This is a genomic window from Desulfitobacterium sp. PCE1, assembly GCF_000384015.1.
In the GTDB taxonomy this organism is placed as follows: domain Bacteria; phylum Bacillota; class Desulfitobacteriia; order Desulfitobacteriales; family Desulfitobacteriaceae; genus Desulfitobacterium; species Desulfitobacterium dehalogenans.
Genome location: NZ_KB913023.1, coordinates 3,005,935 through 3,030,595, shown reverse-complemented (window position 1 = coordinate 3,030,595; position 24,661 = coordinate 3,005,935). Strand labels below are relative to the sequence as shown.

21 protein-coding genes and 1 pseudogene are annotated in these 24,661 nt (G+C 46.4%); all 22 read left to right on the top strand.

All coding sequences use genetic code 11. The annotated features are described in order from the left end of the window. Positions 1 to 125 precede the first annotated feature (125 nt). The 22 genes and pseudogenes from ilvB to DESPCE1_RS0115040 all read left to right on the top strand — a co-directional run bounded on the left by ilvB (position 126) and on the right by DESPCE1_RS0115040 (position 24,610). A complete protein-coding gene (ilvB, locus tag DESPCE1_RS0115155; RefSeq protein WP_014794810.1) occupies positions 126 to 1,817 on the top strand; it encodes a biosynthetic-type acetolactate synthase large subunit in 1,692 nt (563 codons plus the stop codon). 6 nt (positions 1,818 to 1,823) lie between these two features. Next, on the top strand, positions 1,824 to 2,318 hold the full coding sequence (gene ilvN, locus DESPCE1_RS0115150; RefSeq protein WP_014794809.1) for an acetolactate synthase small subunit: 495 nt from the start codon (positions 1,824 to 1,826) through the stop codon (positions 2,316 to 2,318). Between the two features lie 174 nt (positions 2,319 to 2,492). Continuing rightward, positions 2,493 to 3,428, top strand: coding sequence for a polysaccharide deacetylase family protein (locus DESPCE1_RS0115145; protein ID WP_019850946.1), 936 nt, complete (start codon positions 2,493 to 2,495; stop codon positions 3,426 to 3,428). Between the two features lie 348 nt (positions 3,429 to 3,776). Next, positions 3,777 to 3,935, top strand: coding sequence for a hypothetical protein (locus DESPCE1_RS23385; RefSeq protein ID WP_014794806.1), 159 nt, complete (start codon positions 3,777 to 3,779; stop codon positions 3,933 to 3,935). Positions 3,936 to 4,727: 792 nt separating this feature from the next. Beyond that, the gene (locus DESPCE1_RS0115125) at positions 4,728 to 5,159 is read left to right on the top strand and encodes a hypothetical protein (RefSeq protein ID WP_242831413.1); all 432 of its coding nucleotides are present in this window, start codon (positions 4,728 to 4,730) and stop codon (positions 5,157 to 5,159) included. Between the two features lie 209 nt (positions 5,160 to 5,368). Further along, on the top strand, positions 5,369 to 7,777 hold the full coding sequence (gene recJ / locus DESPCE1_RS0115120; RefSeq protein ID WP_019850944.1) for a single-stranded-DNA-specific exonuclease RecJ: 2,409 nt from the start codon (positions 5,369 to 5,371) through the stop codon (positions 7,775 to 7,777). A 21-nt stretch (positions 7,778 to 7,798) separates the two neighbouring features. Next, on the top strand, positions 7,799 to 8,320 hold the full coding sequence (locus DESPCE1_RS0115115) for an adenine phosphoribosyltransferase (protein ID WP_014794803.1): 522 nt from the start codon (positions 7,799 to 7,801) through the stop codon (positions 8,318 to 8,320). A gap of 29 nt (positions 8,321 to 8,349) precedes the next feature. Next, positions 8,350 to 10,530 (top strand): bifunctional (p)ppGpp synthetase/guanosine-3',5'-bis(diphosphate) 3'-pyrophosphohydrolase, encoded by a 2,181-nt coding sequence (locus DESPCE1_RS0115110; RefSeq protein ID WP_014794802.1) that lies wholly within the window; start codon positions 8,350 to 8,352, stop codon positions 10,528 to 10,530. A gap of 2 nt (positions 10,531 to 10,532) precedes the next feature. After that, entirely contained in the window at positions 10,533 to 10,982 is a 450-nt protein-coding gene (gene dtd, locus DESPCE1_RS0115105) for a D-aminoacyl-tRNA deacylase (protein ID WP_019850942.1), read from the top strand. Positions 10,983 to 11,037: 55 nt separating this feature from the next. Next, positions 11,038 to 11,655: an MBL fold metallo-hydrolase gene (locus DESPCE1_RS0115100; RefSeq protein WP_014794800.1), complete on the top strand. Its 618-nt coding sequence runs from the start codon at positions 11,038 to 11,040 to the stop codon at positions 11,653 to 11,655. After that, on the top strand, positions 11,652 to 13,211 hold the full coding sequence (hemZ, locus tag DESPCE1_RS0115095) for a coproporphyrinogen dehydrogenase HemZ (RefSeq protein WP_019850941.1): 1,560 nt from the start codon (positions 11,652 to 11,654) through the stop codon (positions 13,209 to 13,211). The genes DESPCE1_RS0115100 and hemZ overlap by 4 nt, the downstream gene beginning before the upstream one ends. A 499-nt stretch (positions 13,212 to 13,710) precedes the next feature. Beyond that, a complete protein-coding gene (locus DESPCE1_RS0115090) occupies positions 13,711 to 14,184 on the top strand; it encodes a ribonuclease H-like YkuK family protein (RefSeq protein WP_019850940.1) in 474 nt (157 codons plus the stop codon). Positions 14,185 to 14,204: 20 nt separating this feature from the next. Then, positions 14,205 to 14,795, top strand: a pseudogene (locus tag DESPCE1_RS0115085) (PIN domain-containing protein); the annotation flags it as partial. 17 nt (positions 14,796 to 14,812) lie between these two features. Beyond that, a complete protein-coding gene (locus tag DESPCE1_RS21510; RefSeq protein WP_019850938.1) occupies positions 14,813 to 15,037 on the top strand; it encodes a phosphatase PAP2 family protein in 225 nt (74 codons plus the stop codon). A 169-nt stretch (positions 15,038 to 15,206) separates the two neighbouring features. Then, complete coding sequence (locus DESPCE1_RS0115075) at positions 15,207 to 15,731, top strand: RNA polymerase sigma factor (RefSeq protein ID WP_014794796.1); 525 nt, start codon at positions 15,207 to 15,209, stop codon at positions 15,729 to 15,731. Beyond that, on the top strand, positions 15,728 to 17,041 hold the full coding sequence (locus DESPCE1_RS0115070) for a DUF4179 domain-containing protein (protein ID WP_019850937.1): 1,314 nt from the start codon (positions 15,728 to 15,730) through the stop codon (positions 17,039 to 17,041). Before DESPCE1_RS0115075 ends, DESPCE1_RS0115070 begins: the two co-directional genes overlap by 4 nt. Before the next feature lie 142 nt (positions 17,042 to 17,183). Further along, entirely contained in the window at positions 17,184 to 19,010 is a 1,827-nt protein-coding gene (locus tag DESPCE1_RS0115065) for a MutS family DNA mismatch repair protein (RefSeq protein ID WP_019850936.1), read from the top strand. Between the two features lie 118 nt (positions 19,011 to 19,128). Then, positions 19,129 to 20,337, top strand: coding sequence for an EAL and HDOD domain-containing protein (locus DESPCE1_RS0115060; protein ID WP_019850935.1), 1,209 nt, complete (start codon positions 19,129 to 19,131; stop codon positions 20,335 to 20,337). A 169-nt stretch (positions 20,338 to 20,506) separates the two neighbouring features. Then, positions 20,507 to 21,187, top strand: a complete 681-nt coding sequence (locus DESPCE1_RS0115055; RefSeq protein WP_014794792.1) for a response regulator transcription factor — start codon at positions 20,507 to 20,509, stop codon at positions 21,185 to 21,187. Further along, the gene (locus DESPCE1_RS0115050; RefSeq protein ID WP_019850934.1) at positions 21,184 to 22,926 is read left to right on the top strand and encodes a cell wall metabolism sensor histidine kinase WalK; all 1,743 of its coding nucleotides are present in this window, start codon (positions 21,184 to 21,186) and stop codon (positions 22,924 to 22,926) included. Before DESPCE1_RS0115055 ends, DESPCE1_RS0115050 begins: the two co-directional genes overlap by 4 nt. 82 nt (positions 22,927 to 23,008) lie before the next feature. Continuing rightward, entirely contained in the window at positions 23,009 to 24,127 is a 1,119-nt protein-coding gene (locus tag DESPCE1_RS0115045) for a hypothetical protein (RefSeq protein WP_019850933.1), read from the top strand. A 24-nt stretch (positions 24,128 to 24,151) separates the two neighbouring features. Further along, a complete protein-coding gene (locus tag DESPCE1_RS0115040) occupies positions 24,152 to 24,610 on the top strand; it encodes a DIP1984 family protein (RefSeq protein ID WP_014794789.1) in 459 nt (152 codons plus the stop codon). Positions 24,611 to 24,661 lie beyond the last annotated feature (51 nt).

The following is a 24,661-nucleotide window of genomic DNA, read 5'->3' as shown; positions in this document are numbered from 1 at the left end:
TTTTATTACACGAGCAGAAAGTATGCCAATAAATTTCTTCCTTAATTTATAATATTATATAGTGCATTTTTTTAAGTTCTGTACTATAATACATTCTAAATAGAAAATAAAGGAGGAGTGGGTGTATGAGGATGTCAGGAGCTCAAGCTGTCATTGAATGCTTGAAGCAGGAAAATGTTGAAGTTGTTTTCGGATATCCTGGGGGTTCGGTTTTAACGCTTTATGATGCACTTTATGAGACTCAGTTTCCTCACATATTGACCCGACACGAACAGGGTGCAGTCCATGCTGCCGATGGGTATGCCCGATCGACCGGGAAGGTGGGAGTGTGTATTGCCACCTCAGGACCGGGAGCTACGAACTTAATTACTGGGATCGCCACAGCCTATATGGATTCCATCCCCATGGTGGCGATTACGGGTCAGGTGGCTGTTTCTCTCATCGGACGGGATTCCTTTCAGGAAGCAGATGTAACAGGAATTACCACGCCGATTACAAAGCATAACTATCTTGTTAAAGATGTCGATGAATTGCCCAGAGTGTTTAAAGAGGCTTTCCATATCGCCCGCACCGGCCGGCCCGGTCCCGTCCTTATCGATGTTGCTAAAGATGTTTTTGCTAAAGAGCTGGATTTTCATTATCCTGATAACGTCCATTTGCGGGGATATCGCCCGATTTTCGAAGGAGACTCCCAGGTCATTGCCCGGGTTGCAGAGGAACTGGGCAAAGCTCAAAGACCGCTGCTCTTTGTCGGCGGGGGAGTGAATCTGGCCGATGTTTCTCCTGCCTTAAGGGAATTGGTAGAATACACCCATACCCCTGTCATAAGCAGCCTCATGGGCTTAGGCTGTATTCCCGATAAACACCCACAACATTACGGTATGGTGGGCATGCACGGAACTTATGCAGCCAACATGGCAACCACTCATACGGATTTGCTGATCGGTCTGGGTGTGCGTTTTGACGATCGGGTTACAGGCCTTGTTGCCGATTTCGCTTCAAAGGCGAAAGTGATTCATTTTGATATCGATCCTGCTGAGGTTAATAAAAACATTATCGCCAATATACGTGTCATAGGGGACTTAAAGTGGTCTATACCGGCTCTGTTGAATCAAGTGAAAGAAAGATCTGCGGAATCATGGATGACTGCCCATATGGAATGGCAGAAACAATTGGATGAATGGCAAAAGGGCAATCCTCTGACCTATGTCCCACGGGAAGGGTTGGTTATGCCTCAGCACTTAATCCAGCAAGTCAGTCATTATGCGGCAGAGGATGCTGTGGTCGTCACGGATGTTGGGCAGCACCAAATGTGGGCCAGCCAATTTTATGAGTATAAACATCCCCGGACTCTGCTCACCTCCGGTGGTTTGGGAACCATGGGATATGGACTTCCAGCGGCTTTGGGAGCTCAAGTGGGATGTCCCGGCCGTCAGATAGTATGTTTTACAGGGGACGGCGGGTTTATGATGAACTGTCAGGAGTTATCCTCGTTGGCGGATTTGAACTTGCCTGTAAAGGTATTTATTCTTAATAATCAGGTCCTCGGTATGGTGGCCCAATGGCAGCGGATGTTCTACAATGGACATTATTCTCATTCTACCCTGAAGGGTCATACGGATTTTGTGAAATTAGCGGAAGCAATGGGTGTCGTCGGTCTAAGAGTCACGGATCCTCAGGAGGTTGACACGGCCATTCAAAAGGCTTTCGCCGTAAATGGGCCTGTAGTCGTGGAGATTCGAATTCCTGCTGACGAAAATGTACTGCCAATGGTTCCGGCAGGAGGTCGTCTTGACCAAATGATTATGGGAGGGTAAGGCATTATGAGACATACATTAGCCGTGTTGGTTGAGAACCGCCCCGGGGTATTGACTCATATCTCAGGATTAATCAGCCGGAGGGCCTTTAATATCGAAAGTATTGCTGCAGGGTATACAGAGGAACCCGATACGACGCGCATAACGGTCGTTGTTCAGGCTGATGAGCTGGAATTAGAACAGGTGGTCAACCAGCTTTCCAAACTCGTTGATGTTATTAAAATAACGAATTTAACAGAAACGGATTCCATTCAAAGAGAACTGGCTATGATTAAAGTGAAGGCCAGCAGCGAAACCCGTTCAGATATTGTGGATATTGTCGATATTTTCCGAGCTAAAATCGTCGATGTAAACCGTGAGACTATGGTTATTGAATTGACAGGAGAAGAAACCAAGATTGACGCTCTTTGTGAAGTTCTTAAAGATTACGGGATTATTGAAATTGTCCGGACTGGAAAAATCGCTTTATCAAGGGGGCCTATTCCAGCAAAACATGGATAGACCTAGAATAAAATCCCAATATAGAAAGACTTTTAAGTGGTGTGTTGGTTAAAAAGCACATCACTTTTTTATGGGTATCGGAAAAAGAGGGAGATTGAACTGCTGTAGAGAATATTCAACCAGGTGGAAAACGGGAGTTGTATTGACTCGATCATGCCCAGAGGAGTTGAGAAGGTGAATCACGTAAAGGGTAAGTTTATCCGTTTATTCTTTATTCTTGTTATTCTATCCACTCTAATTATCCCGGGATGTTCTTCAAGGTCCAGCGAAGCAGTGCCGCCAAAAGATAGGGCCAATGAGGAGATAATAAATCAAGAGCCAATAAATATGGTCAATGAAGATATTAAAACTGAAGAACCAATAGTGGAACCTGTACAAATCGAGACTATAGATCAAATCGCGGATCCCCCTGTGGAAAATAATGCTCAAGAGCTTTCACAAACTTTGAAACCGTCTATTCCTATTCTTTATTATCATTCTATTGACTATGAAGAGGGCAATGAACTAAGAGTATCTCCTGAGGAATTTGAAACTCACATGGAATTCCTCTCCCAAAACGGCTATGAAAGTATTACCCTGAATGACCTTTATCAGTATTTTTACGAAGGGAAAGTACTTCCTGAAAAGACCTTTGTCTTAACCTTTGATGATGGTTATGAAGATAATTATGCTCATGCTTTTCCTATTGCTGAAAAGTATGGGTATAGCGGAACGATTTTCATGGTGACTGGATGGATTGGGGGAACAGAATATTTAAAGGAGGAGCAATTACTGGAAATGAGCCGGGCGGGCTGGCAGATAGAAAGTCACACCATAGCCCATCCTTATTTAAATAGTCTTTCTAAAGAGCAAATCAAAGAGGAGCTTCTCACTTCAAAAAAGATTTTGGAAGAGATGCTCAGCGAGCCGAAAATTGCTTTTGCCTATCCTTATGGAGTTTATGACTCTTTAATCATTGAGTTATGCCGGGAAACGGGATATAAAATGGGACTGACCACGGACAGAGGATGGGCAGGACCGGAGGATTCTTTCCGAATTAAGCGCGTATATTGTTATGCTCAGATGGGTCTTGATGAGTTCAAAAGAAGAGTTGAAAATGCCAACTATTAAATAAAGCATCTCGAAAACAACCATATATTCTCTAAGCTGCCGATAGACCTAAAAGGATCGGCAGTTTTTATTTAGTTCATATACTAATTAAAAAAAGCAAATGGGAGATTTTGTGAATTATCGGCAGGACATCTCACATATTAATGGAGCGGCCATATCTTGTAGTGTAACCATATATTACCAACCTTGGAGGGAGATAACACTATGGAATTCGGAGCAGCTGGAGCTTGCGGACCTAGCGGGCCTAACTATTTTCAAGGAATCGCGGTGGTAGTTGTAATCATCCTTTTATTGATCGCAATGGGTATTGTGTTCTAAAAATTTTATGAATTAAAAGGAGGGTACTTTATGTACGGTTTAGGATATGGAGCAGGTTTTGGCGGCGCTGGTCTTTGCTGTGGCACTGGCGGAGGCTGGGGAGGCTGTGGCGTAGGCTGGGGCGTTGGAGTAGGAATTATTGCTATTGCAATCTTGATTCTTATCGCTTTGGGCGTAATCTTCGTCTAATCAAAAGCATGCGAAAGGCCACTTTAACAGGATCTATTGTCTTCGCTTATCGAGAGAGTGCAATTTAAGGAGGGTATCAAATGACAGGAACAAATTTGGGAGCAGGAATCGCAATCGTTGTAGTCATCATCTTACTTCTCATTGCTATGGGAATTGTATTCTAAGCAATTAACTCTAAAGTCCCCATAAGAAGCCTCCTCATTCGAGGGGGCCTTTTTTTGCACTATCAGAAAGTATATGCTTGCGCTATATACTTTCTAAGCATAAGGGCAACTAGGCAGCCGCCTTCGCCAGAGGCTTGGCGCCAGCCAAGTTTTCTTTATGATCAGACTTCTATGCAGCTTACTTGACATCCGCACCCTCATGCACCCTGGGGTCGGCAACCTTGCAATAGTGCCAAGAAAGACCGTTGGCGATAACCAACGGCCCTTCCCGGAATACTTATAATGAAGCTTATAGAAAAATAAAGGGGCAAGAAACCTACCTAAGAATAAAGAGATAATAAGCACACTTAAGAAAGCTGAGTGCCAGAGCGGTTTACCACCACCAGCGACGACGCCAAATACCCCAAGGGAATCCAAAACCGAAGCCCCACCAAGGAAAACCCCACCAACCCCACATAGCGCAATTCCTCCCTTAACAAAGATTTAAGATACAGTTTCAATACAAAATATGCTTAAATGGTTAAATATGCCAGTTGTCCAGGAATATATTTCCTATTGATTTTTTTACCATAATACGGGAGATACTAATTCAAAATGTCGTTAGAAAGGGGGATGGACCTTGGCTTTTGTGGTTCTGGTCTTGCTGGAATGGTTGCTTCTGCTGGCGGCTGCCTTGATATTCATAGGTGGAATTCGAGGAGCTTTGGCGGCCGCATTCATAATAAGTGGAATTCTCTGGTATACGCATCCGGATAATTTTTGGCTATGGGAAGTCCCCTTTATAATTGGAGTGTTCATAAGTATAGGAGCTCTTTTATATTTTGCAAAAAAAGCCCGTCAAAGCAATGTTGTGGCGGGTTTAGCTGGGGGTATAGCCAGTTTGGTGGTCTTTGGCGCTTTTTTTACCCCCATTCTTGCAGTGATAGTATGGGCTTTAATTGTAGGTACAGGGTTAATTCCTAAGATCAGGTTAAAAGAAGTGGTATGGGGAATTTCCCCGATTCTCTGGCGTGCGTTGATGGGCATCTTGTGCATTATCATCGGCAATGTTATGATTTGAAAATTCAATACATTTTGTTCTTGTCATTACTATTTAATTTTGTTATTCTGAAATAAGTTAATGTCAAAGTTTTGGACTTATCGCTGATTAGACTGTGGGACTTCTCCTGGAAGTCCTTTTTATATTTTGGTGTTAACCCCTTAAGGTCTCAATATAACATCCACAAAAGTGGAAAGGGTAAGGTATAATATTGCCTATGGAGGTGGAGCATGACAAAAAGAATATGGACAAAACCACGACCCCTTCCTGGGCTTCAAGATAGCAGCAGCTCACTCCCACAGCGCTTAGGGATTTCTCCGGTGGTTGCAGACATTTTAAGCCAGCGGGGCGTCGGGACGGAAGAAGAAATCCTGGAATTTCTAAGCCCCTCCTTACTCAATTTAAATTCCCCTTTTGCCTTTAGAGAAATGGCTAAGGCAGTTGAACGTTTAGAGCAGGCACGGGCTCAAGAAGAAAAAATCCTTATCTACGGCGATTATGATGTGGATGGGGTAACCAGTACGGCATTACTCTATAAAGTATTGACAGATTTAGGGTTTAAGGCGGTCGCCTATATTCCCAGCAGGATGGACGAAGGGTATGGATTACATAAGGATGCCGTATTAAAAGCTTCCCAAGCTGATGTTAAAGTGATCATTACCGTGGACTGTGGCATTACTGCCGTGGATGAAGTGGAGTATGCCCGGTCTCAGGGGATAGATATGATTCTTACCGATCATCATGAGCCGCCTGAAATCCTGCCCCAAGCCTATACTATCCTGAATCCGAAGGTTAAGGACTCTGGATACCCTTTTCGGGAACTCGCTGGAGTGGGAGTAGCTTTTAAGTTGGCTCAGGCCTTGTTAGAGACTTTAGATTGCGGTGGGACGGGAGCCTATGCTGTCCTGGAAATTTTAGATTTAGTAGCCTTAGGGACCATTGCGGACCTTGTCCCCTTAACCCATGAGAACCGTACCATCGTGGCCTATGGCTTACGGCAGATGGAGAATACCATTCATTTAGGACTGCGCACTCTACTTGAGGAGTGTGGTCTATGGGGGAAACCTCTTAAAGCGGGGCAGATCGCTTTTATGGTGGCGCCGCGAATTAATGCTGCCGGTCGGATGGATAGCGCCAGAGCCGGATTGGAGCTGTTGCTCACAGGCCATGAAGATCGGGCTGTCGAGTTAGCACGGTTTTTAAGCCGGGAAAACGCCTTGCGCCAGGACACAGAAAAGGATATCTTTGCAGAAGCAGTGAAGATTTTAGAGGAAGCTCCACTTCCCAGGGTTATTGTTTTATCGGGTAAGAACTGGCACCATGGGGTCATCGGAATTGTGGCTTCTCGCTTGGTGGAGCGCTATTATCGCCCCGTTTTCCTTGTCACGGAGGAAGAGGATATAGGAAAAGGGTCCGCCAGAGGGATAGGAGGCTATCATGTACTAGATGAACTGAAGGCTCAGGCAGAGCTTTTGGAGAAATTCGGTGGACATAGCCAGGCTGCCGGTTTCTCGCTGAAACCGGAGAATATCCCCCTTCTTCGCGAGGCTTTGAATCAAGCAGCTCAAAATTTCCCGGAGGATATGTTTTATGAACGGGTTCGTGTGGACCAATGCGTCCCTTTGGAGGCCCTTGATGCTTCCTTGATGCGCGATTTAGAGCATCTTGCCCCCTTCGGATTTGGTAATCCCAGTCCGGTTCTGGCCGGAAAGGATTATCCCCTCTATATGGCCGATCTAGTGGGGAAAGACCAGGCTCATTTAAAATGTATGTTCGGAACCCAAGGTGAATGGGAAGGAATAGCTTTTCGCAAAGGGGAAGAGTTAGGGAATATTTTAGGGTCTTCAACGGTGGACGTAGCTTTTGGTTTGGACTGGAATACTTTCCGAGGAACCCAGAATATCCAGCTGATGATTAAAGATATTCAACCCAAGGCCCCATGGCAGGAAGATAATGACCACTCAGCGGCTTTGCAGGAGATCGCTTTGGGACCGGAGGAAATGGCTGCAGGAAGCCCATCTTCTCAAGGCTTGAAAGTCATGGATTGGAGAGCTAAAAATCGGGAAGAATGGAGCAAAACCCTTGAAAGCTGGGGTGCTTCAGTCGCCCTTTGGGATTTTACCGGATCAGACCCTCAACGGCCTGAAACGGATCTCAAGGCAGATTGGGCTATGATTACAGGGGTTCCTTCATCGTGGAACGCAGTGAGGGAGATCATGAGGGAGACCCAAAACCAAGGTGGACAAGGCATGATCATTGCCGAGAGTAAGATTGAGGCCCTCGTCTTAAAAGAGCGAACGGGTTATTTATCTCGGGAAGATCTTGTCCAATTGTACAGAGTGTTATATGATTTGGCTATTAAGAATAATCCGTTCACCTGGCAGGTGGAGGGAATTCCCCTGTGGCAAGCCCGAACCGGCTTGAAAATCTTGGAAGAGCTGAATTTGCTCCGCTGTCTGCGCCATAGACCGGGTGCCATCCATATCGAGTGGATCCCCGCCAAGAAAAAGCTGGATTTGGAAGGGGCGCTGCGTTTTCGGAGTGCCAAAAAGCGCTGGCAGGAGACCATGGCGTTTAAAGAAGAATATTGCACTATGCCTTGGCCGGAGTTTCAGACAAGGCTGGGCCGGTACCGATAGAGAACTAAAGAATGGAAAGGTGTGAAGGCATTGGATTTTAGTGAGTATATTCGCGTCATCGATGATTTTCCCAAACCCGGTATTTCTTTTAAGGATATTACTACCCTCTTGAAAGACGGAGAAGCTTACCGAGCAGCCGTTGATGCCATTATTGAGAAAGTCAGGGAGTGTAAGCCGGATATCATTGTGGGACCGGAAGCCCGTGGCTTTTTATTGGGAGCTCCGGTAGCCTACGCCCTGGGCATTGGTTTTGTTCCCGTGCGTAAACCGGGCAAACTTCCCGGTGAGACCGTGGGAGAAACTTATGAACTTGAATATGGCAGTGATACTTTGGAAGTCCACGCCGATGCCATTCAACCGGGACAGCGGGTAGTCATTGTGGATGATTTGCTGGCTACCGGCGGAACCATTTCCGCCACGGCTCGTTTGCTTGAAAAGACCGGTGCCCAGGTGGTGGGAATGAGCTTTTTGATCGAATTAGGCTTTCTGGAAGGTCGTAAGAAGCTGGAAGGGTATAAAATATTTTCCTTGATTAAGTATTAAAGAAAAGGGCACAGGAGAGGAGCAGAATAATGTCGATTGGCGAGCTCATGGAAAAATTACATAAAGTGTCTCCGGAAGGGATCAAGCTTGTGGAAAAGGCTTATTCCTTTGCTGAAGAAGCACACCGTGGGCAGCTTCGCAATTCAGGAGAAGAATATATTCAGCATCCTCTGGAAGTGGCCAAGATTTTATCGGAACTGGAAATGGATGAGGCCACCATTGCGGCGGCATTCCTTCATGATGTAGTGGAAGATACCAAGTACACCATCGAAGATATTGAAAGAGAATTTGGCTCTCAAGTGGCTATCCTGGTCGATGGAGTGACAAAACTAGGGCGGATTGAGTACAAGAGCAAAGAAGAGCTTCAGGTTGAAAACCTGCGCAAGATGTTCTTGGCTATGGCTAAGGATATTCGGGTGATTCTGATCAAATTGGCGGATCGTCTTCACAATATGCGGACCCTGAAATTTCATTCTGAAAAAAAGCAAAAAGAGATTGCTCAGGAAACTCTGGAAATTTTTGCGCCCCTGGCTAACCGCCTGGGTATTTTTCGCATTAAATGGGAGCTGGAGGATCTCTCCTTCCGCTACTTGAAACCTCAAGAGTATTATGATTTGTCAGAAGGAATCGCTTTAAAACGGGCGGAACGGGAAGTCCAGATTAATGAAGTGATCACCCAGTTATCCAAACGCCTGACTGAAGTGGGCATCAAAGCGGATATATCAGGCCGCCCCAAGCACTTTTACAGCATCTATCGGAAAATGATTACTCAACATAGAGAGCTCAGCGAAATCTACGATCTAACGGCTGTTCGGGTTATTGTCGATTCAGTGAATGACTGTTATGGCGCTCTGGGAATCATTCATACGATGTGGAAGCCCTTGCCCGGCCGGTTTAAGGACTATATCGCCATGCCCAAACCCAATATGTATCAGTCCTTGCATACGACCTTGGTTGGGGCCCATGGAGAGCCCTTTGAGATCCAGATTCGTACCTGGGAAATGCATCGCACCGCTGAATACGGTATTGCCGCCCACTGGAAATACAAAGAGGGCGCAGGAAAACCTGTAGGTGGTAATTTTGAGCAAAAGCTTTCCTGGCTGCGCCAGCTGTTGGAGTGGCAGCATGATTCACGGGATGCCGGAGAATTCATGGAATCACTCAGAATAGACCTTTTTGCGGATACGGTTTTTGTCTTTACACCCAAGGGAGATGTGGTGGAGCTTCCCGCAGGATCCTGCCCGATTGATTTTGCTTACCGGGTTCACACGGATGTAGGACACCGTTGTGTGGGCGCGAAGATTAACAGCCGCATTGTACCTCTGGAAACCAAATTGACCAATGGCGATATTGTCGAGATTTTGACTTCAAAACAAAGCAATGGTCCCAGCCGGGATTGGTTGTCTTTCGTAAAAACATCCCAGGCCAAAAACAGAATTCGTGGGTGGTTTAAGAAGGAAAAGCGGGAAGAGAACGTTGCCCGGGGCCGGGAGGGAATCGAGCGGGAGGTACGCAAGCTTGGCTTAGATCCGACTCAAGTACTTAAATCCGATATTCTTTTGAAGATTGGTAAAGCTTACAATATAACCAGTGTGGAGGATCTCTATGCCGCCATGGGGGACGGCGCAGTTACAGTGAATAAGGTCCTTATGCGCTTAAAGGAAGACCTGACCAAGGATGAGCGGGAACGGCTTCAGTTGGAGGCCCTTCAGCAGGGAGAAGGTAAGTCTTCCAGTGGTTATGGTAAGGCGAGCCAAGGGGTAAGGGTCAAGGGAGTGGACAATATTCTCATTCGTTTTTCCCGTTGCTGTAACCCTTTACCTGGAGATGATATCGTGGGCTATATTACCCGGGGGAGAGGGGTCTCCATTCATCGCCGCGAGTGTGATAATATCAAATTTCATTCTCAGGAAGAACAAGCCCGGATGGTTGAAGTCATCTGGGATACGGAAGTCGAATCCATCTATCCGGTGGATTTGGAGATTTTCGCCTTAGACCGGCCGCGTTTGGTTACTGATGTGATGAATGTGGTAGTGGAGAGCCGAACGAATATTTTAGCGATTAATGCCCGAGTGGCTAAAGATAAGAGTACCCATATTCAATTGAGTATTGAGATTCGCAATCTTGGACATTTGTATAATGTCATGCAGAAGATTCGGCGGGTTAAGGATGTCACATCTGTGGAACGGGTACATTTAGGAGGACGTTAACTTTGCGCAGTGTTGTTCAGAGAGTGACCCAGGCCTCAGTGACTGTGGAGGGAGAAATCGTTGGCCGGATTGGAGCCGGATTGTTGGTTCTTTTCGGAGTAGGACAAGGAGATACCGTATCTGACCTGGACTGGATGGTGGATAAAATCGTCGGACTTCGACTCTTTGAAGATGAGGAAGGGAAGATGAACCGCTCTATCCAGGATGTAGGCGGGGAAATTCTCATGGTCTCTCAATTCACCCTTTATGGAGATTGTCGTAAAGGAAAACGCCCCAGCTTTTCCACAGCGGCACCTCCCGAGATGGCTAAAAACCTTTTCCAGCAGGCTGTGGAAAAAATGCGGGGCTATGGACTCCATGTGGAAACAGGGATCTTTCAGGCCGAGATGCAGGTGGCCCTGGTCAATGATGGGCCGGTAACCTTGCTTATCGATAGTGAGAAGAACTTCTAATTTTATTACCAATTATCTGAAAGTAGGAAAGTATGCTTTTGATGGAGGGATCTACATGATTGAGTGTCGTGCGGTAGGATCTATGGGGGCTAATTGTTATCTTGTGAGCTGCCCGGAAACCAAGAAGGCGGCTATCATCGACCCGGGAGCCAATGGTGCCGGGATTCAACGATGGATAGCTGAAGAAGGAGTTCAGGTGGAATATATCCTGCTTACTCATGGGCATTTTGACCATATTGGTGCCGTGGATGAATTACGTGAGCTTTATCAGGCAAAAGTAGGGATTCATAAAGAGGATGCCATTATGCTGACCAGCGGCGCTCATAATCTTTCCCGGATGTTGGGAAGATCCTATGACTATAAATCGGCAGATTTTCTGCTGGAGGATGGTCAGGTAGTGCAGGTGGGAAACCTGACCCTTACAGTGATCGCCACACCTGGACATACCCCCGGGGGAGTGTGTTTTCTGACCTCAGAAGGGCTGATCAGCGGAGATACTCTTTTTGATGGTTCCATCGGACGGACGGACTTTCCCGGTGGATCTTACCAAGAATTGATCGACTCCATTGTAAAGAAATTGCTTGTTTTGCCTGAGGACACTAAGGTATACCCGGGCCATGGACCGGAAACCACGATCGGGAGGGAAAAGCGGGATAACCCGTTTTTGCGATGAACATCATTTTAAAAAGCAATACTTTATCCCGCTCCGAATTGGAAGCGGGTCTTTCCTTAAGCCGGGCCTTTTTTCCGGAGGCCCAGGTGGAGTTTGAAGAGGAAGATAACCATCAATCAACGGTTTCAACGAATCTAAGTCGTGAAAATGATGCAGTCAATGATGAACTGGGTATTCTTCACATTGATATTCATTATCCGGATGCTCCCTGGCGAATTGAAGGGTATTTTAACTGCAAAACCGGTTCAAATTTTACTGAAGTCTCAATCACCCTCAATGAGGAACAGATAAAATTCCTTTTATCCCATCCCTATGTGGGAAAGGAAGGAAAACGAAAGCTCTTATTAAAGAGGGGGCTCCTCGCTCTTTTTTCTCAGAGAACAGGGCACACTCCCCCTTGGGGAATCCTAACGGGAATTCGCCCCAGCAAAATTCTCCATCGCTTAAAAGAGGCAGGATACCCTTTAGAAGACAGGGAGGGATCTCTGCGCGAGGTGTACGCAATCCGTGAGGATAAAGCCCAATTGCTTCAAGAAGTGGTGTCCATTCAGCAGCCTTTCCTGGAGACGATGAAGAACCATCCCATGGATGTGGCCGTCTATATCGGGATACCCTTCTGTCCTAGCCGTTGCTCCTATTGCTCCTTTCCCGCATATTCATTAAAGCAGAGCAGAGAGCCTCTAGAGCACTATTTGCAGGGGTTAGGGGAAGAGATCAGGGCGACAGGAGAATGGATGCGAACTGCAGGGCTTACGGCGGATTCCCTTTATCTGGGCGGAGGAACACCTACCATACTTACCATTGCGGAGATCCGTCGCTTGATCGCTTTAATGATGACCCATATTCCCCATAAAGAAGCCTTAGAGTTTACCGTGGAAGCAGGCCGGCCTGATACCTTGTCCCAGGAGAAGCTTTTAGCTCTCCGTGCAAGCGGGGTCAATCGATTGAGCATCAATCCTCAAACCATGCATAATCGAACGCTGCAGCGGATTGGCCGTGCCCATACAGTAGAGGATATCCTCAAAGTCTATGGACTTGCCCGTGAGATTCCCGGCTGGATCATTAATATGGACTTGATCATAGGGCTGCCTGGAGAAGGGGTTAGGGATATCCAGGAGACTTTGGAGCAGATCAAAGCGCTGGAACCGGATAATCTTACAGTTCACGCCTTAGCCATCAAACGAGGTTCCAAGGAACATGAGCAGGGCTTGACGCAGAATTTGGGCAGGGAACTGGAGGCTATGCAGGAAGTCGTTATGGCCGCTGCTCGTTCTATGGGAGCACAGCCCTATTATCTCTATCGCCAAAAGCAGATCGCCGGCAATCTGGAGAATATCGGATTTGCCAAGCCAGGCCTGGAATGCCGTTATAATATTGGAATCATGGAAGAGTACCAAGCGGTCATCGGCCTGGGAGCGGGGGCTTCCAGCAAAATTGTAAACCTGGCGGATTTTTCCCTGGTCAGTTTCCATCATCCGGCCAATTGGCAGGTTTACCTGGAGCGATGGGGAGAGACCCAAAGGAAGAGAGCGGAAGCACAAAAAATCCTTGGCTAAACTTAACTGAATCCGGCTTTTAGCTTAACATTATTATGCTATTTTAAGATTGACTAAGTCTCCGGGTGGCACCGGAGCTTGATGACCGGTTCTCCGGTCTTTTTTTTACCCTATATACAAAAGTTTAAAATTATATTTACTTAAGTTTAATAATGGATTAACATTAATAGTGTAATATTCCTTTAGCAGCTAGGAAAACGACTGAAGTCCACGGTAGTCGGTGAATTGGTAGGGGAGGGGTATTTATGCTTCATAACAGGAAAGAAAACAGGTACAAAGAGCACATTGTCAAAGCATTTTGTCCGTCTTTCTTATCCTTACTCTCTTCCGGTTTAAGGCGGGTGTCTGTTGAAAGATGTTCACAGCGCCGGGTAGCCATGTCCCGGTATCAGCATCATTATTATAAAGAATGAAAGCGAGTCTCCTGACGGTAGTTAGGACTCGCTTTCGTTTTTTATAGGGCAATCATTGCAGACAAAAGTCGGTGAGGAGGGTGATTATGTACAGCATCACTTACGGAGAGGTGACCTTCGAGGAAATGTATCAGCTGATCAGAAACTACACGGCTCACGGCAGTAAAATCGAATACAAGCTTGCCGTCGGGACGGACAGTCAGAATTTCTCCTATACCAAAGTGCCCATCACCATTGGGGTGCACAAGTTCGTCAATAATGTGGGCCGGGGCGGAATTTTCTTTTCGGAGATCAGAAAGATTATGAAAATAACCAACACCAAACAGAAAATTCTCTTTGAGACCGGCCTGAGTCTGGAGTATGCCAAAAAGCTCCAGGAACGCTTTGAGAAGGATAACATCTTCTGCGATATCGCCGTCCATGTGGATGTGGGCTGCAATGGCCCCACTGCCCAGTTCATGGATGAGGTGGTCGGCTGGGTCCAATCCTGCGGCTTCTTCTGTGAGGTTAAGCCTAACTCCTATATGGCTTCCAGTGTGGCCAACAGGCTCTCAAAATAAAACAGGGGAGGAAGGATACTATGAAGAAAACCTTTGTACTGGACACGAGCGTTTTGCTCCATGACCCCAATGCCATTTTCTGCTTTGAGGACAATGAGGTTGTCATCCCCTATGCCGTCCTGGAAGAGCTGGAGCATAAAAAAAGATCGCTGGACGATGTTGGGCGCCTGGCCCGCCAGACTATCCGTTTTCTTGATCATTTGCGCGAAAGAGGGCAACTTTCCCAGGGAGTTGACCTCCCGGAGGAAGGGAGGTTGAGAATCGAGCTCAACCATTCTTCCGGAGCCATCCTGCCCCTCTTTTCCGATCTTTCCCTGCCGGATAACCGGATCCTCGCCGTGACCCTCAATCTGGCCAATGAAGAGGAACGCCCGGTTATTCTGGTCACCAAGGATGTGGCAATGCGCGTCAAGGCGGATGCCCTGTCCATCCAGACCGAGGATTTTTATAATGATAAAATCGACTATACCCTTTTAAATGAAGAGGTTCTGATCATAAATCTCAAGGATGCCGAAGTGGCCGAACTTTACGAAAAAGGCTCGGTTTTCCTGCCGGACAAGGCAGCACCCAATAGCTGCGTCAAAGGAGTTCTTACGGATCAGACGGAAATTCTCTGGACGGAGTAGTGATGGGTACAAAGCCTCTCCGGGATGCATCCTTTCCCTCCGGACATTCCACCGCCATCTTCTGTATAGCTACCGTGCTGGTTCTGGCTATTCCCTCCTCATTCATCCTTTTCTATAGCCTCGCCTCCATCGTCGCTTTCTCCAGAGTTTATCTGGGTATGCATTATCCGTCGGACATAATGATCGGCGCAAGCCTGGGGACCATAACGGCCCTCTTGATGGGGTAGAAGCTTTGCATGTTTGGCTATATATGGCATAATAAACGTACTCAGGAATGTAATGATTAATAACAACCCTGCCCTGAACTGATTTTAGGGCAGCGGTTGTTTTTCGTATGTGATATGCGAACTTTTTTCCAGGTTAAATACTCTTACTTATAGAAAGAGAGGTGGCGAAGTGGAACAAGAGGCTATAGACAGAGTGAAACAAGCCCGAAAAGGGGATAAAGAAGCCTTGATTCAACTGATCATGAGTCGGAAGCAGGACTATTATCGTCTGGCTTATATCTATATGAAGGATCAGGAAGATGCTTTGGATGCTATGGAAGACATGATCCTCAAGGTGTTCGAAAATATCAGGGGTCTAAAGGATGAAACGGCATTTTATAGCTGGAGTAAAACTATTTTAGTTAATTGCTGCAAACAAAATTTGCGTCAAAAGAAAAAAGTTATCTTGCTCCAGGAGCTGCCTGAAGGATCCTATGAAGGGTCATTTCATGAGCATGAAGAACAAATGGCCTTTGAAGCCTATTTGACCCAATTGAAGCCACACTATCAGGAGGTTCTAAGGCTGCGATTTCTACTGGATATGGATTATCAAACCATCGCTGACCTATTAAAAATTCCCCTGGGTACAGTGAAATCAAGAATGCACACAGGGCTGCAAAAGTTAAAACAAAGGATGGAGGTGGAACAGGGATGAAGAATATTGAGGAATTATTCGAAAGGGGCAAGGCTCAAATGGATAGCACCCAAGTGCCGGATGAACTGGAAATGAGGCTGCGCTATGCCCTGGAAAAAGCGGAGCAAAAGCCCTTGTCCTTTTATCAACGCCATGCCAAACAAATGAAGATCGCCGTGGCTCTTGTCTTCGCTCTTCTTATCAGCTTTAATTATGATGTCATTGCTTCCTATGGCAAGCAACTTTTCGGCTATGATCAAGTGATGGACGGAACCCTGAGAGAGCTGAATAATCTAGGCAAAGGCCAGCTGATTGGCAAAAGCCATACCTTTCCTAATGGAGTGTCTTTGACGGTGGATTATGTGATGCTGGATGAAAACCAACTCCTTCTTTTCTACACGGTAAAGGCTCCGTCAGGAGATGCAAGTGAAGCCTTATTCCCCGTTATGTCCCTGAAGGGCTTCTTCGGAGAGAGCCGGTTTATAAGTTCTCAAGGTTTAATCAATGAAGAAGAGTCGGAGGTAAAGTATATCGCCAGCTTTGAGCCCACGTCCCTTCTGACCAGAAGGCTAACGCTCAATTTTGCCCTCAATGAACCAGGAGTAAGTACTCCTGCTGAAATCACTTTTGCCTTGGACAGAAATACAGCTATGGGGCACATTTTAAAGAAAGAGCTTAATCAAGCTATCACTGTGGATCAAACGAAACTAAAATTCCTGTCCATTGTGGCTTCCCCTACCCAAACTGTGATTAAGGGATCTGCCCAGAGCATTTTGGGCTTAGCTATAGATACCCTAAGTGGTGAGCGCTTTAGGCCAATGGATATCAATCTCCGCTTAATTGCTAATGGTGAAGCGGTAGAAGCGAAAGGGAGAGGACTGAGTACAGACATGAAAGGCATCACCTTCCAGACCAATTTTGATGCTTTGCCTGTCCCTTTAAAGGAGCTAAAGCTGGAACTGGTGAGTTTTAGTGCGGATCACGATGTAAATCAGCAGTATAACCTGAGCAGGGAGGAGAAGAATCAAGTCCTGGATATTCTCGGACAGCTAGTGGAGATTAATTCGATCGAAGCAACCAACGGTGAGACCTTGATCACCTTAACCAGTGAAGAAAGCCTGGTTCTGACCAAAGTCTATCTCCTTGCCGATGGAAAGAGGATTGCTTTAGAGGAGACCATCAATGATGACTACGAAAAAAGCTTGGACGGCACAATTAAGCACCAAAGGACTCTGCGTTTCCCAGGAACGGGAAAAGATCTCCAACTGGAGGTTCTGCGGATGACCTACAGTAAGAATTATAATAAAGTGATAGATATCCCTTTAGACTAAACTAAGGGGTGCTGGAACACCGCTCAAGGATCATCTGAGGCTTTAGGTCAAGGATGATTCTTTTTGCATCGGTTAATGATATAATAGCAGTATGAATATGGAAATATGAATTCCTATTATAAAAAAGTTTAGGAGGCATAGTGTGAAGGATCCGCAAAGCATTTACGAAAAAAGAAAACAAACCTATGAAGACTTAAGTAAGAAACAGAAGCAAACAGCGAATCAGTTAAGCAATTATCGGCTGTTTTCCTTTTTATTGGGCTTCACTGTCGCTGTTTTTCTATACCTAAAAGTCAGTGGTGTTTCAGGAATAGTGACAGGGATCCTCACTCTGGGGTTTTTCCTTTACCTTGCTGCACGCCATCGCCATGTCCGTACACAACTGCGATATTCAGAGATTCTCACCGGCCTTAATCAAAAGGGAATCCAGCGTTTACAAGGGGAATGGGTGAAGTTTAAGGAGCAGGGAGTAGAATTCAGTGAAGAAAAACACCCCTATGCCATCGACTTGGATCTTTTTGGTCAGGCGTCCATCTTTCAATGGATTAATTCTGCACAAACTCCCTTGGGAAGAGTGACCTTAAGCCAAGTTCTCAAAACTCCCTTTAAAAATCATGAAGAACTATTAAAGAGGCAGGAAGCTATCGCAGAATTAGCCCGAAATTTAGGATGGCGTCAGCGTTTTGAGACGGAAGGAGTCGTTGCATCCCAGCAGTTTCAAGCAGTGGAGCCCTTTATCCTTTGGGCTAAGGAAAGAGAAGAGGCTTATTTAAAGCCTGTCCTTAAGCTGGCCGTAACGGTTCTTCCAGCTATAACTTGCATCATGGGGGCCCTCTATGTGTTTTGGGGTGCAGTGCCCTGGCAGGTTCCCGGACTATTGGTTGCTGTCCAAATCGTTCTGCTCCAGTTGTATAATAAAGAGCGTTCCAAAGTTCTATCCATGGTCTATAAACATGAAGCCAGTCTGAAGACCTATGCCGATATGCTAAAGCAGCTTGAGAAGAAGAAATTCCGCTCAGCAGAGCTTCAGAGATTTCAGCATATTCTGCGTGATCAGAAAGGGCAATCTGCCTATGAACAGATTCAGAAGCTCTCAAAGATTGTGGAGAGAATCTCCAATCGTGAAAATGCCATGTTCATCTTTATCAATATTCTTTTACTTTGGGACTATCATTGCATGATTGCCCTTGAAGAATGGAAGAGCAAATCCGGCGGCCTCCTGAAAAGCTGGCTGGAGGTTATTGCGAGATTTGAGGAATTATCCAGCCTGGCCACCATTCCTTTTGAGAATCCGGATTGGGTATTCCCTGAGATAGTAGAAAAAAGCGCTGAACAACAACGGGGGCTGATGGCCCGTCAAATGGGTCATCCCCTCCTTACCCGTAAACGCGTGACCAATGATTTCACTCTAAAGGAACCCTCGGGGATCGCCCTCATCACCGGGTCCAATATGTCGGGAAAGAGTACTTTTTTACGCACTGTGGGGACGAATCTTCTTATTGCCTATACGGGTGCGCCGGTGTGCGCTCAGGAATTCCGCTGCTCCATTGTGGAGATATGGACCTGTATGCGTGTTAGTGATAATCTTGAGCAAAGCATTTCCTCCTTTTATGCGGAAATATTACGGATCAAGCAGATTGTGAAGGCGGCCAAAGGGAATGAACCGGTCTTCTTCTTGCTGGATGAGATTTTTAAGGGAACCAATTCCCATGACCGCCACCAGGGAGCCATCGCATTAATTCAGCAATTGCAGAAAGAAGGAGCATTAGGACTGGTATCGACCCATGATCTGGAGCTCGGTGAACTGGAGAGAGAAAGCAAGGGAAGGATCAAAAATTACCACTTTCGTGAATACTATCAGAACAAGGAAATATATTTTGATTATAAACTCAGGGGAGGAATATCCACCACACGCAATGCCTTATATCTGATTGGGCTGGCCGGGATTGAAATTGAAGATAATAAGTAATTTTTATAAATTTATTAGGATAAATGGACAAAAATAGAGGGTTTAAGGATTTAGACTTAGAATAACTAAGTATTTGGTATTATTGCAGGAAGTAAGACTGCGAACAATGGAGGAGCTCATGGATGTTTTTGTAGCTCGTCAGCCAATCCTAGACTCACAGGGACATATTCATGCTTATGAACTACTGTTCAGGGAAAGCATGGACAATTACTTTAAGAGCGGAGATGGGGACTCAGCCACAAGTTCACTGATATCCAGCAGTTTTTTTCTCATGAATTTTAATAAGCTGACCATGGGCAAGCCGGCCTTTATCAACTTTACTGCCAATTTGCTCAAGGAGGGAATGGCGACCTTACTCCCTAAGAACCAGGTGGTCATCGAGATTCTTGAAGATGTGGACCCGGATCCGGAAGTTATAGCAGCTTGTAAGAGCCTTAAAGCAAAAGGATATCAAATCGCTTTGGATGATTTTGTATTCAGGCCGGATTATCGCTCCTTGATCGAACTGGCCGATATTATTAAGGTGGATTTTCGGGCCACTCAGGGCTATGAACTGCAGGCCTTGATCAAACGATTAAATGAACTCAATATACGTTTCTTAGCTGAAAAAGTAGAAACTCTTGAGGAGTATGAGAAGGCTAAGGATTTTGGCTATGGATTGTTTCAGGGGTATTTTTTCAGCAAGCCGAATATTGTTCAGGGTAAAGACATTTCCGCAAATAAATTGAATTACTTAAGATTATTGCAGCAGGTTAATTCTCCTGATGTGAACATAGAGGAACTGGAGAAAATCATACGAGCAGATATCTCCCTTACTTACAAATTATTAAAATTTATCAATTCCTCAGCCTTTGGTCTGAACTCTCAGATTTCCTCCATCAAGCAAGCCTTAACCCTATTAGGGCCTAAAGAGGTAAAAAAATGGGCCTCCGTTATCGTGATGGGTAAAATCACCGACGGAAAACCCGATGCCCTTGCTATTCAATCCTATGTCAGAGCCAGCTTTGCAGAAAAGCTATCCCCAAAAGTCGGCTTAGTGGGCATGGGCTCCAATGCTTTCTTATTGGGACTTTTCTCCTTGATCGATGCCTGCCTGGATCGCCCCCTTGCGGAGATTCTTCAAGAGCTTCCTATCGAAGCACCTGTCAAAAACGCTCTTTTAGGGCAACCCAATGGATACTGTTATTTGCTGGATTTGATCATTGCCTATGAGCAAGGGAATTGGTCTGTAGTGAACCGATTGCTTAATAAGTTCAGTATCGAGGAAGAATGTGTTCCTGAGTATTATTTGAAAGCTTTGGAGGAAGCACATGAACTGAACCAATAAGAATACGAATCAAGAAGAGGGAACCTTCGCCTCTTGCCTCAGGGCAAGGGCGGAGGTTCTTTTGGTTATCAGTTTGCTTTAACCTTTAACTATTAATGGTACATTGTAGAATAAGGACACAGAAAAGATAGATGGGTTTGATACACTCATACCTGAGGAGGGAAGATGGATGATCAAGATCCTTTTGGTGGAGGACGATCTGCAATTACAAGAGATCATAGAGGATTATTTCACCGCAAAAAGCGCCGGTGAAATCGAACTGGTCTGTGCGGCCGACGGAGCCGACGGATTGACTCATGCTCAGGAAAAGGACTATGATCTGGTGCTGCTGGACGTTATGCTGCCGGAAGTGGATGGTTTCACGATCTGTCGGGAACTCAGGCGTCACAGCGATGTCCCCATTATGTTCCTGACGGCCCGCCAGGCGGAAGCGGACAGACTTCATGGTTATGGTCTCGGTGGTGACGACTACATGGTAAAACCCTTTTCTCTGGCGGAACTCTATGCCAAGGCCAACTCTTTGATCCGGCGGGCCAAGGGTATGATACGGGATGACCTTATGAGCGTAGGAAGAATCAGCCTCGATCCTTACAGAGGTACAGCCTCCGTAGATGGAAGAGAGGTTGAACTAGCCCCGAAGGAATATGCTCTCTTAAAGTTGCTGATGGAGAATGCCGGGAAGATTGTCACCCGGGAGACTCTGCTAGTGAGGATCTGGGGCTATGATTTTTCCGGGAGCGACCGGGTGGTGGATAACCATATCAAAAAGCTCCGGCAGACTTTGGAAGAAGGGGCGGAACAGATTAAAACCGTGGTTAAAAGCGGCTATCGTCTGGAGGAGAGGAAATGAAAAAGAAGATCTATCTGCGCACTTTTGGCTGGCTGATGGGGATTTGGTTGGTATTTATGATCGGGTTTTCAATCTTTGTCATATCTGAGGAAGAAAACAAAATCAAGGAAGAGTTTATGGAGCGTTCAAGGATCATCGGTGTCAGTGTGGATCGTATTATTAATGATTTCAATGATGTCCAAGACAATGAGGGTAAAAAGACTGCTATCCAAGAAGAACTCAGCCGAACCCTCAATTCCTTTACTTCTTATCAGGGGTATGAAGCCGCTGTTTACACTAAGGAAGGGGAGCTGATCTCCAGCACCAATGAATATTGGACCTGCCAATATACTTCCCGCCAGGAGGGAAATACCTTTTATACAGACTATGCTGTACTTGATCCCAAAAAGTGGTTCAGTACTGAAGAGATTGCAGAAATGGAGGAGTATTTGTATGGCAGGCATCATCCAATAGAGGTTGGGGATCTCCAGGGTTATGGGGTGGGCCTTGAGGGATTTTGGCTTGACGGAGCCGAGGTTATCCCGGATACGATCAGAGTAACCAAGTTTTTGGCGGGCACCTTTAATGAGCAGGGGGAGGCTACCTCCGGCAGCGGGGAAAGGTTAGAAGAACCGATCTACCGCTCCGATTATGTAGATGCCGGGGAGTTGCCCTATTATGAACATGGAGGCATACAGGGGAATATTATCTTCTATCCTGACGGGAAATTGAGACTCCGCAGCGACGAACGCCAGCTTGCCTTGCGGGAGGCCTTGCTCGATAAACATGTCTTTGAAGAAACCATTGAGGCATATTATGCTTTTTATGCGCCTGAAAATGCGGCTAACCGCGGGTTTTCGCAGCCACCGGCCCTTGAGGTCAGGGAGGGTTTCACTTACCGTTTTATCACCCCTTATCTTTACCAAGGCACGGCTAAACTCCGGGAAGTTGGCATCTCTGTCGGTGACTATTGGGTCCTGACCGCCAATGAGTTTAATAGTTTGACCGGAGCTCTGCCCATTCTTATTCCGGTCTGGGTAAGCTGTTTTCTAATCTTCAGCTTTACCGCCGGGATCCTTTCGGCTCAGACCTGGAAGACCTTCCGCAGCCGTGAGGAGCTGGAGCAACAGCGCCGGGATATGACCAATGCCATCGCTCATGACTTAAAGACTCCTCTGGCCATTATCTCCGGCTATGCAGAGAACCTGGCTGAGAATGTCCACACGGAAAAGCGGGAGCATTATGCAGCGGGGATTCAGGAGAATGTCCGGCGCTGTGACCGTATGATCAAGGATATGCTGGAACTCTCCCGCATGGAGAGCGGCGGGGTGATTCTTGTCTTAGAAGAGGTTTCCTTACGGGAGATCACCAAGGAGATACTGTCCAGGTATGAGAATGTCTTTGTGGCAAAAGAGATTATGCTGACGGTAGATGGTACAGCTGGGATCAGGGCAGACAGGCAGCTTATAGAGCGAACCCTGGATAATTTCATCAGCAATGCCGCCGCCCATACAGCAGTGGGGGGTACGGTGAAGGTAAGCATTACGGCGGAGAGGTGGAGTATAACCAATACCGGTTCACCTATCCTGGCGGAAGAGCTTGATTCCATCTGGCGCGCCTATTATAGGCTGGATAAGTCAAGAATGGGCAGCGGTTCCGGCCTTGGATTGTCCATCGTCCGCTCGATCCTGGAGCTGCATGGCTTCAACTATGGGGCGGAAAATACGGAGGCAGGGGTGTGCTTCTGGTTTACATGGTAAAGAGTGAGGGATGAGGACTTGAGCGGTCCACGGAATATTGGTAAACTGTCCATAGATAGGATAGCTGTTAGGTGGTGGACAAATGAAAAGATTGCTTTTGATGCTTTTGCTCTTATCCTTTGCGCATTTAGCCGGCGGATGCAATGACACTATAGATACTACAGAAATCGAGCCGGCAAGCACTGCCTCTGGTCAAGAAGATCAGTATGGGCAAGGAGCTAATTCCGGGAACCCTGATCAAGCCCATCCTGATTCCGATGGGGAGGACACTGCTGCTTATGCCAGGTATCGGGGAGACTGGAAAATCAAAGTGAACCGGGATGAAGATCTCTATCGCATGACAGCTTTGATAGAGTACTATGGCTCAACGGGAATTCATATTGCGGAAGTCAATCAGCAGGAAATTCAAGGAAGTATCCACAGTGTAAAAGGAGCCCCCAGCTATCGGCAGGCTGAGGTAGCCTTTTCCGGTGTCATAGAAGAGGGCGTATTGTGCACTGCTTACGAGGATCTTGCCTGGGGATACGCCGGAACTATGGAGCTGAAATTTGAAGGGGATCATATCGTAGCTAAAATAACCAGAGATGGATTTGAGCCTTCTATGTGGGGAATACCGGAGGGAGAGTTCGTCTTCGTCAGAGCAGCAGCTACGGAGAGGGTAGAGTTGTCTGAATCAGAGAAGGCTGACCTGGAAACCTTCCTGCGTCCTACGGCAAAAGGGATCATGGAGCCGTTCGAGGAGGATGCTTTGACAGATAAGATCATGATCGATTTCGCCTGCCGAAGTCTCGCTTTGGGAATCATTGATCCCAGGGCATTTGAGGACAGGGTGGTTAGGGGAGCAGATATCGTCTTTGCGGAGTCGGTGCTGGATGATATCATCAACAGGTACTTTAACTCTGGGGTAAAAGAGCACAGAGCCTATGAAATTGGTACATACAAGAAGGGGAGATACAGTGTGCCGGCGTTGGGTGGAGTAACAGAATATCCCCAGCTGCAGCGATTGCTGAGAGATAAGGAACATCCCGATCGCTATTACGCCATAGTGGACTACCTATTGGAGTATCCGGGAGAAGGCAGAAAGCTCAACTACCAATACCTTATCAAACTTCATAAGAGCAATAACGCTAGTCATGGCTATAGTATTAAAGTCATCAAAGAGGTGGAAGATCCTATCAACTTCGCCTTGATAGATTATTAGCCTGAGAGAAAGGGGTTATGTGCTGTGAAACTAGCGGAAGCATTGATTCTGCGAGCGGATTATCAAAAAAGAATACAACAGCTGAGGAACAGGCTGGAGCATTGTGTTAAGGTTCAAGAGGGAGAAGAACCGGCGGAGAATCCTCAGGTGTTGTTAAGTGAGATTGAGGCCATCTTCAAGGAATTAACGGGGTTGATCCAAAGGATCAACAGAACTAATTGCCAGGTCAGGTTTGATGAGAAGCGGACTCTGGCCGATGCTTTAGTAGAACGGGATCTGCTGCTCAATAAGAGGGGAATTCTTGCTCAGGTTGCTGTGAATGCCTCCATCAAACATGATCGGTTCAGCCGCTCCGAGGTGAAATTTATCAGCACCATAGATGTTGCGGAGACCCAAAAGCAGGCGGACCAATTGTCGAGGGAATTCAGAGAACTGGATACCCGCATCCAGGGCATGAACTGGACTATCGATCTCATGGAATGATTATTTACAATGGAATAATTGCAGTGGTAGCTGATTTGGCAAAGGTGAGTA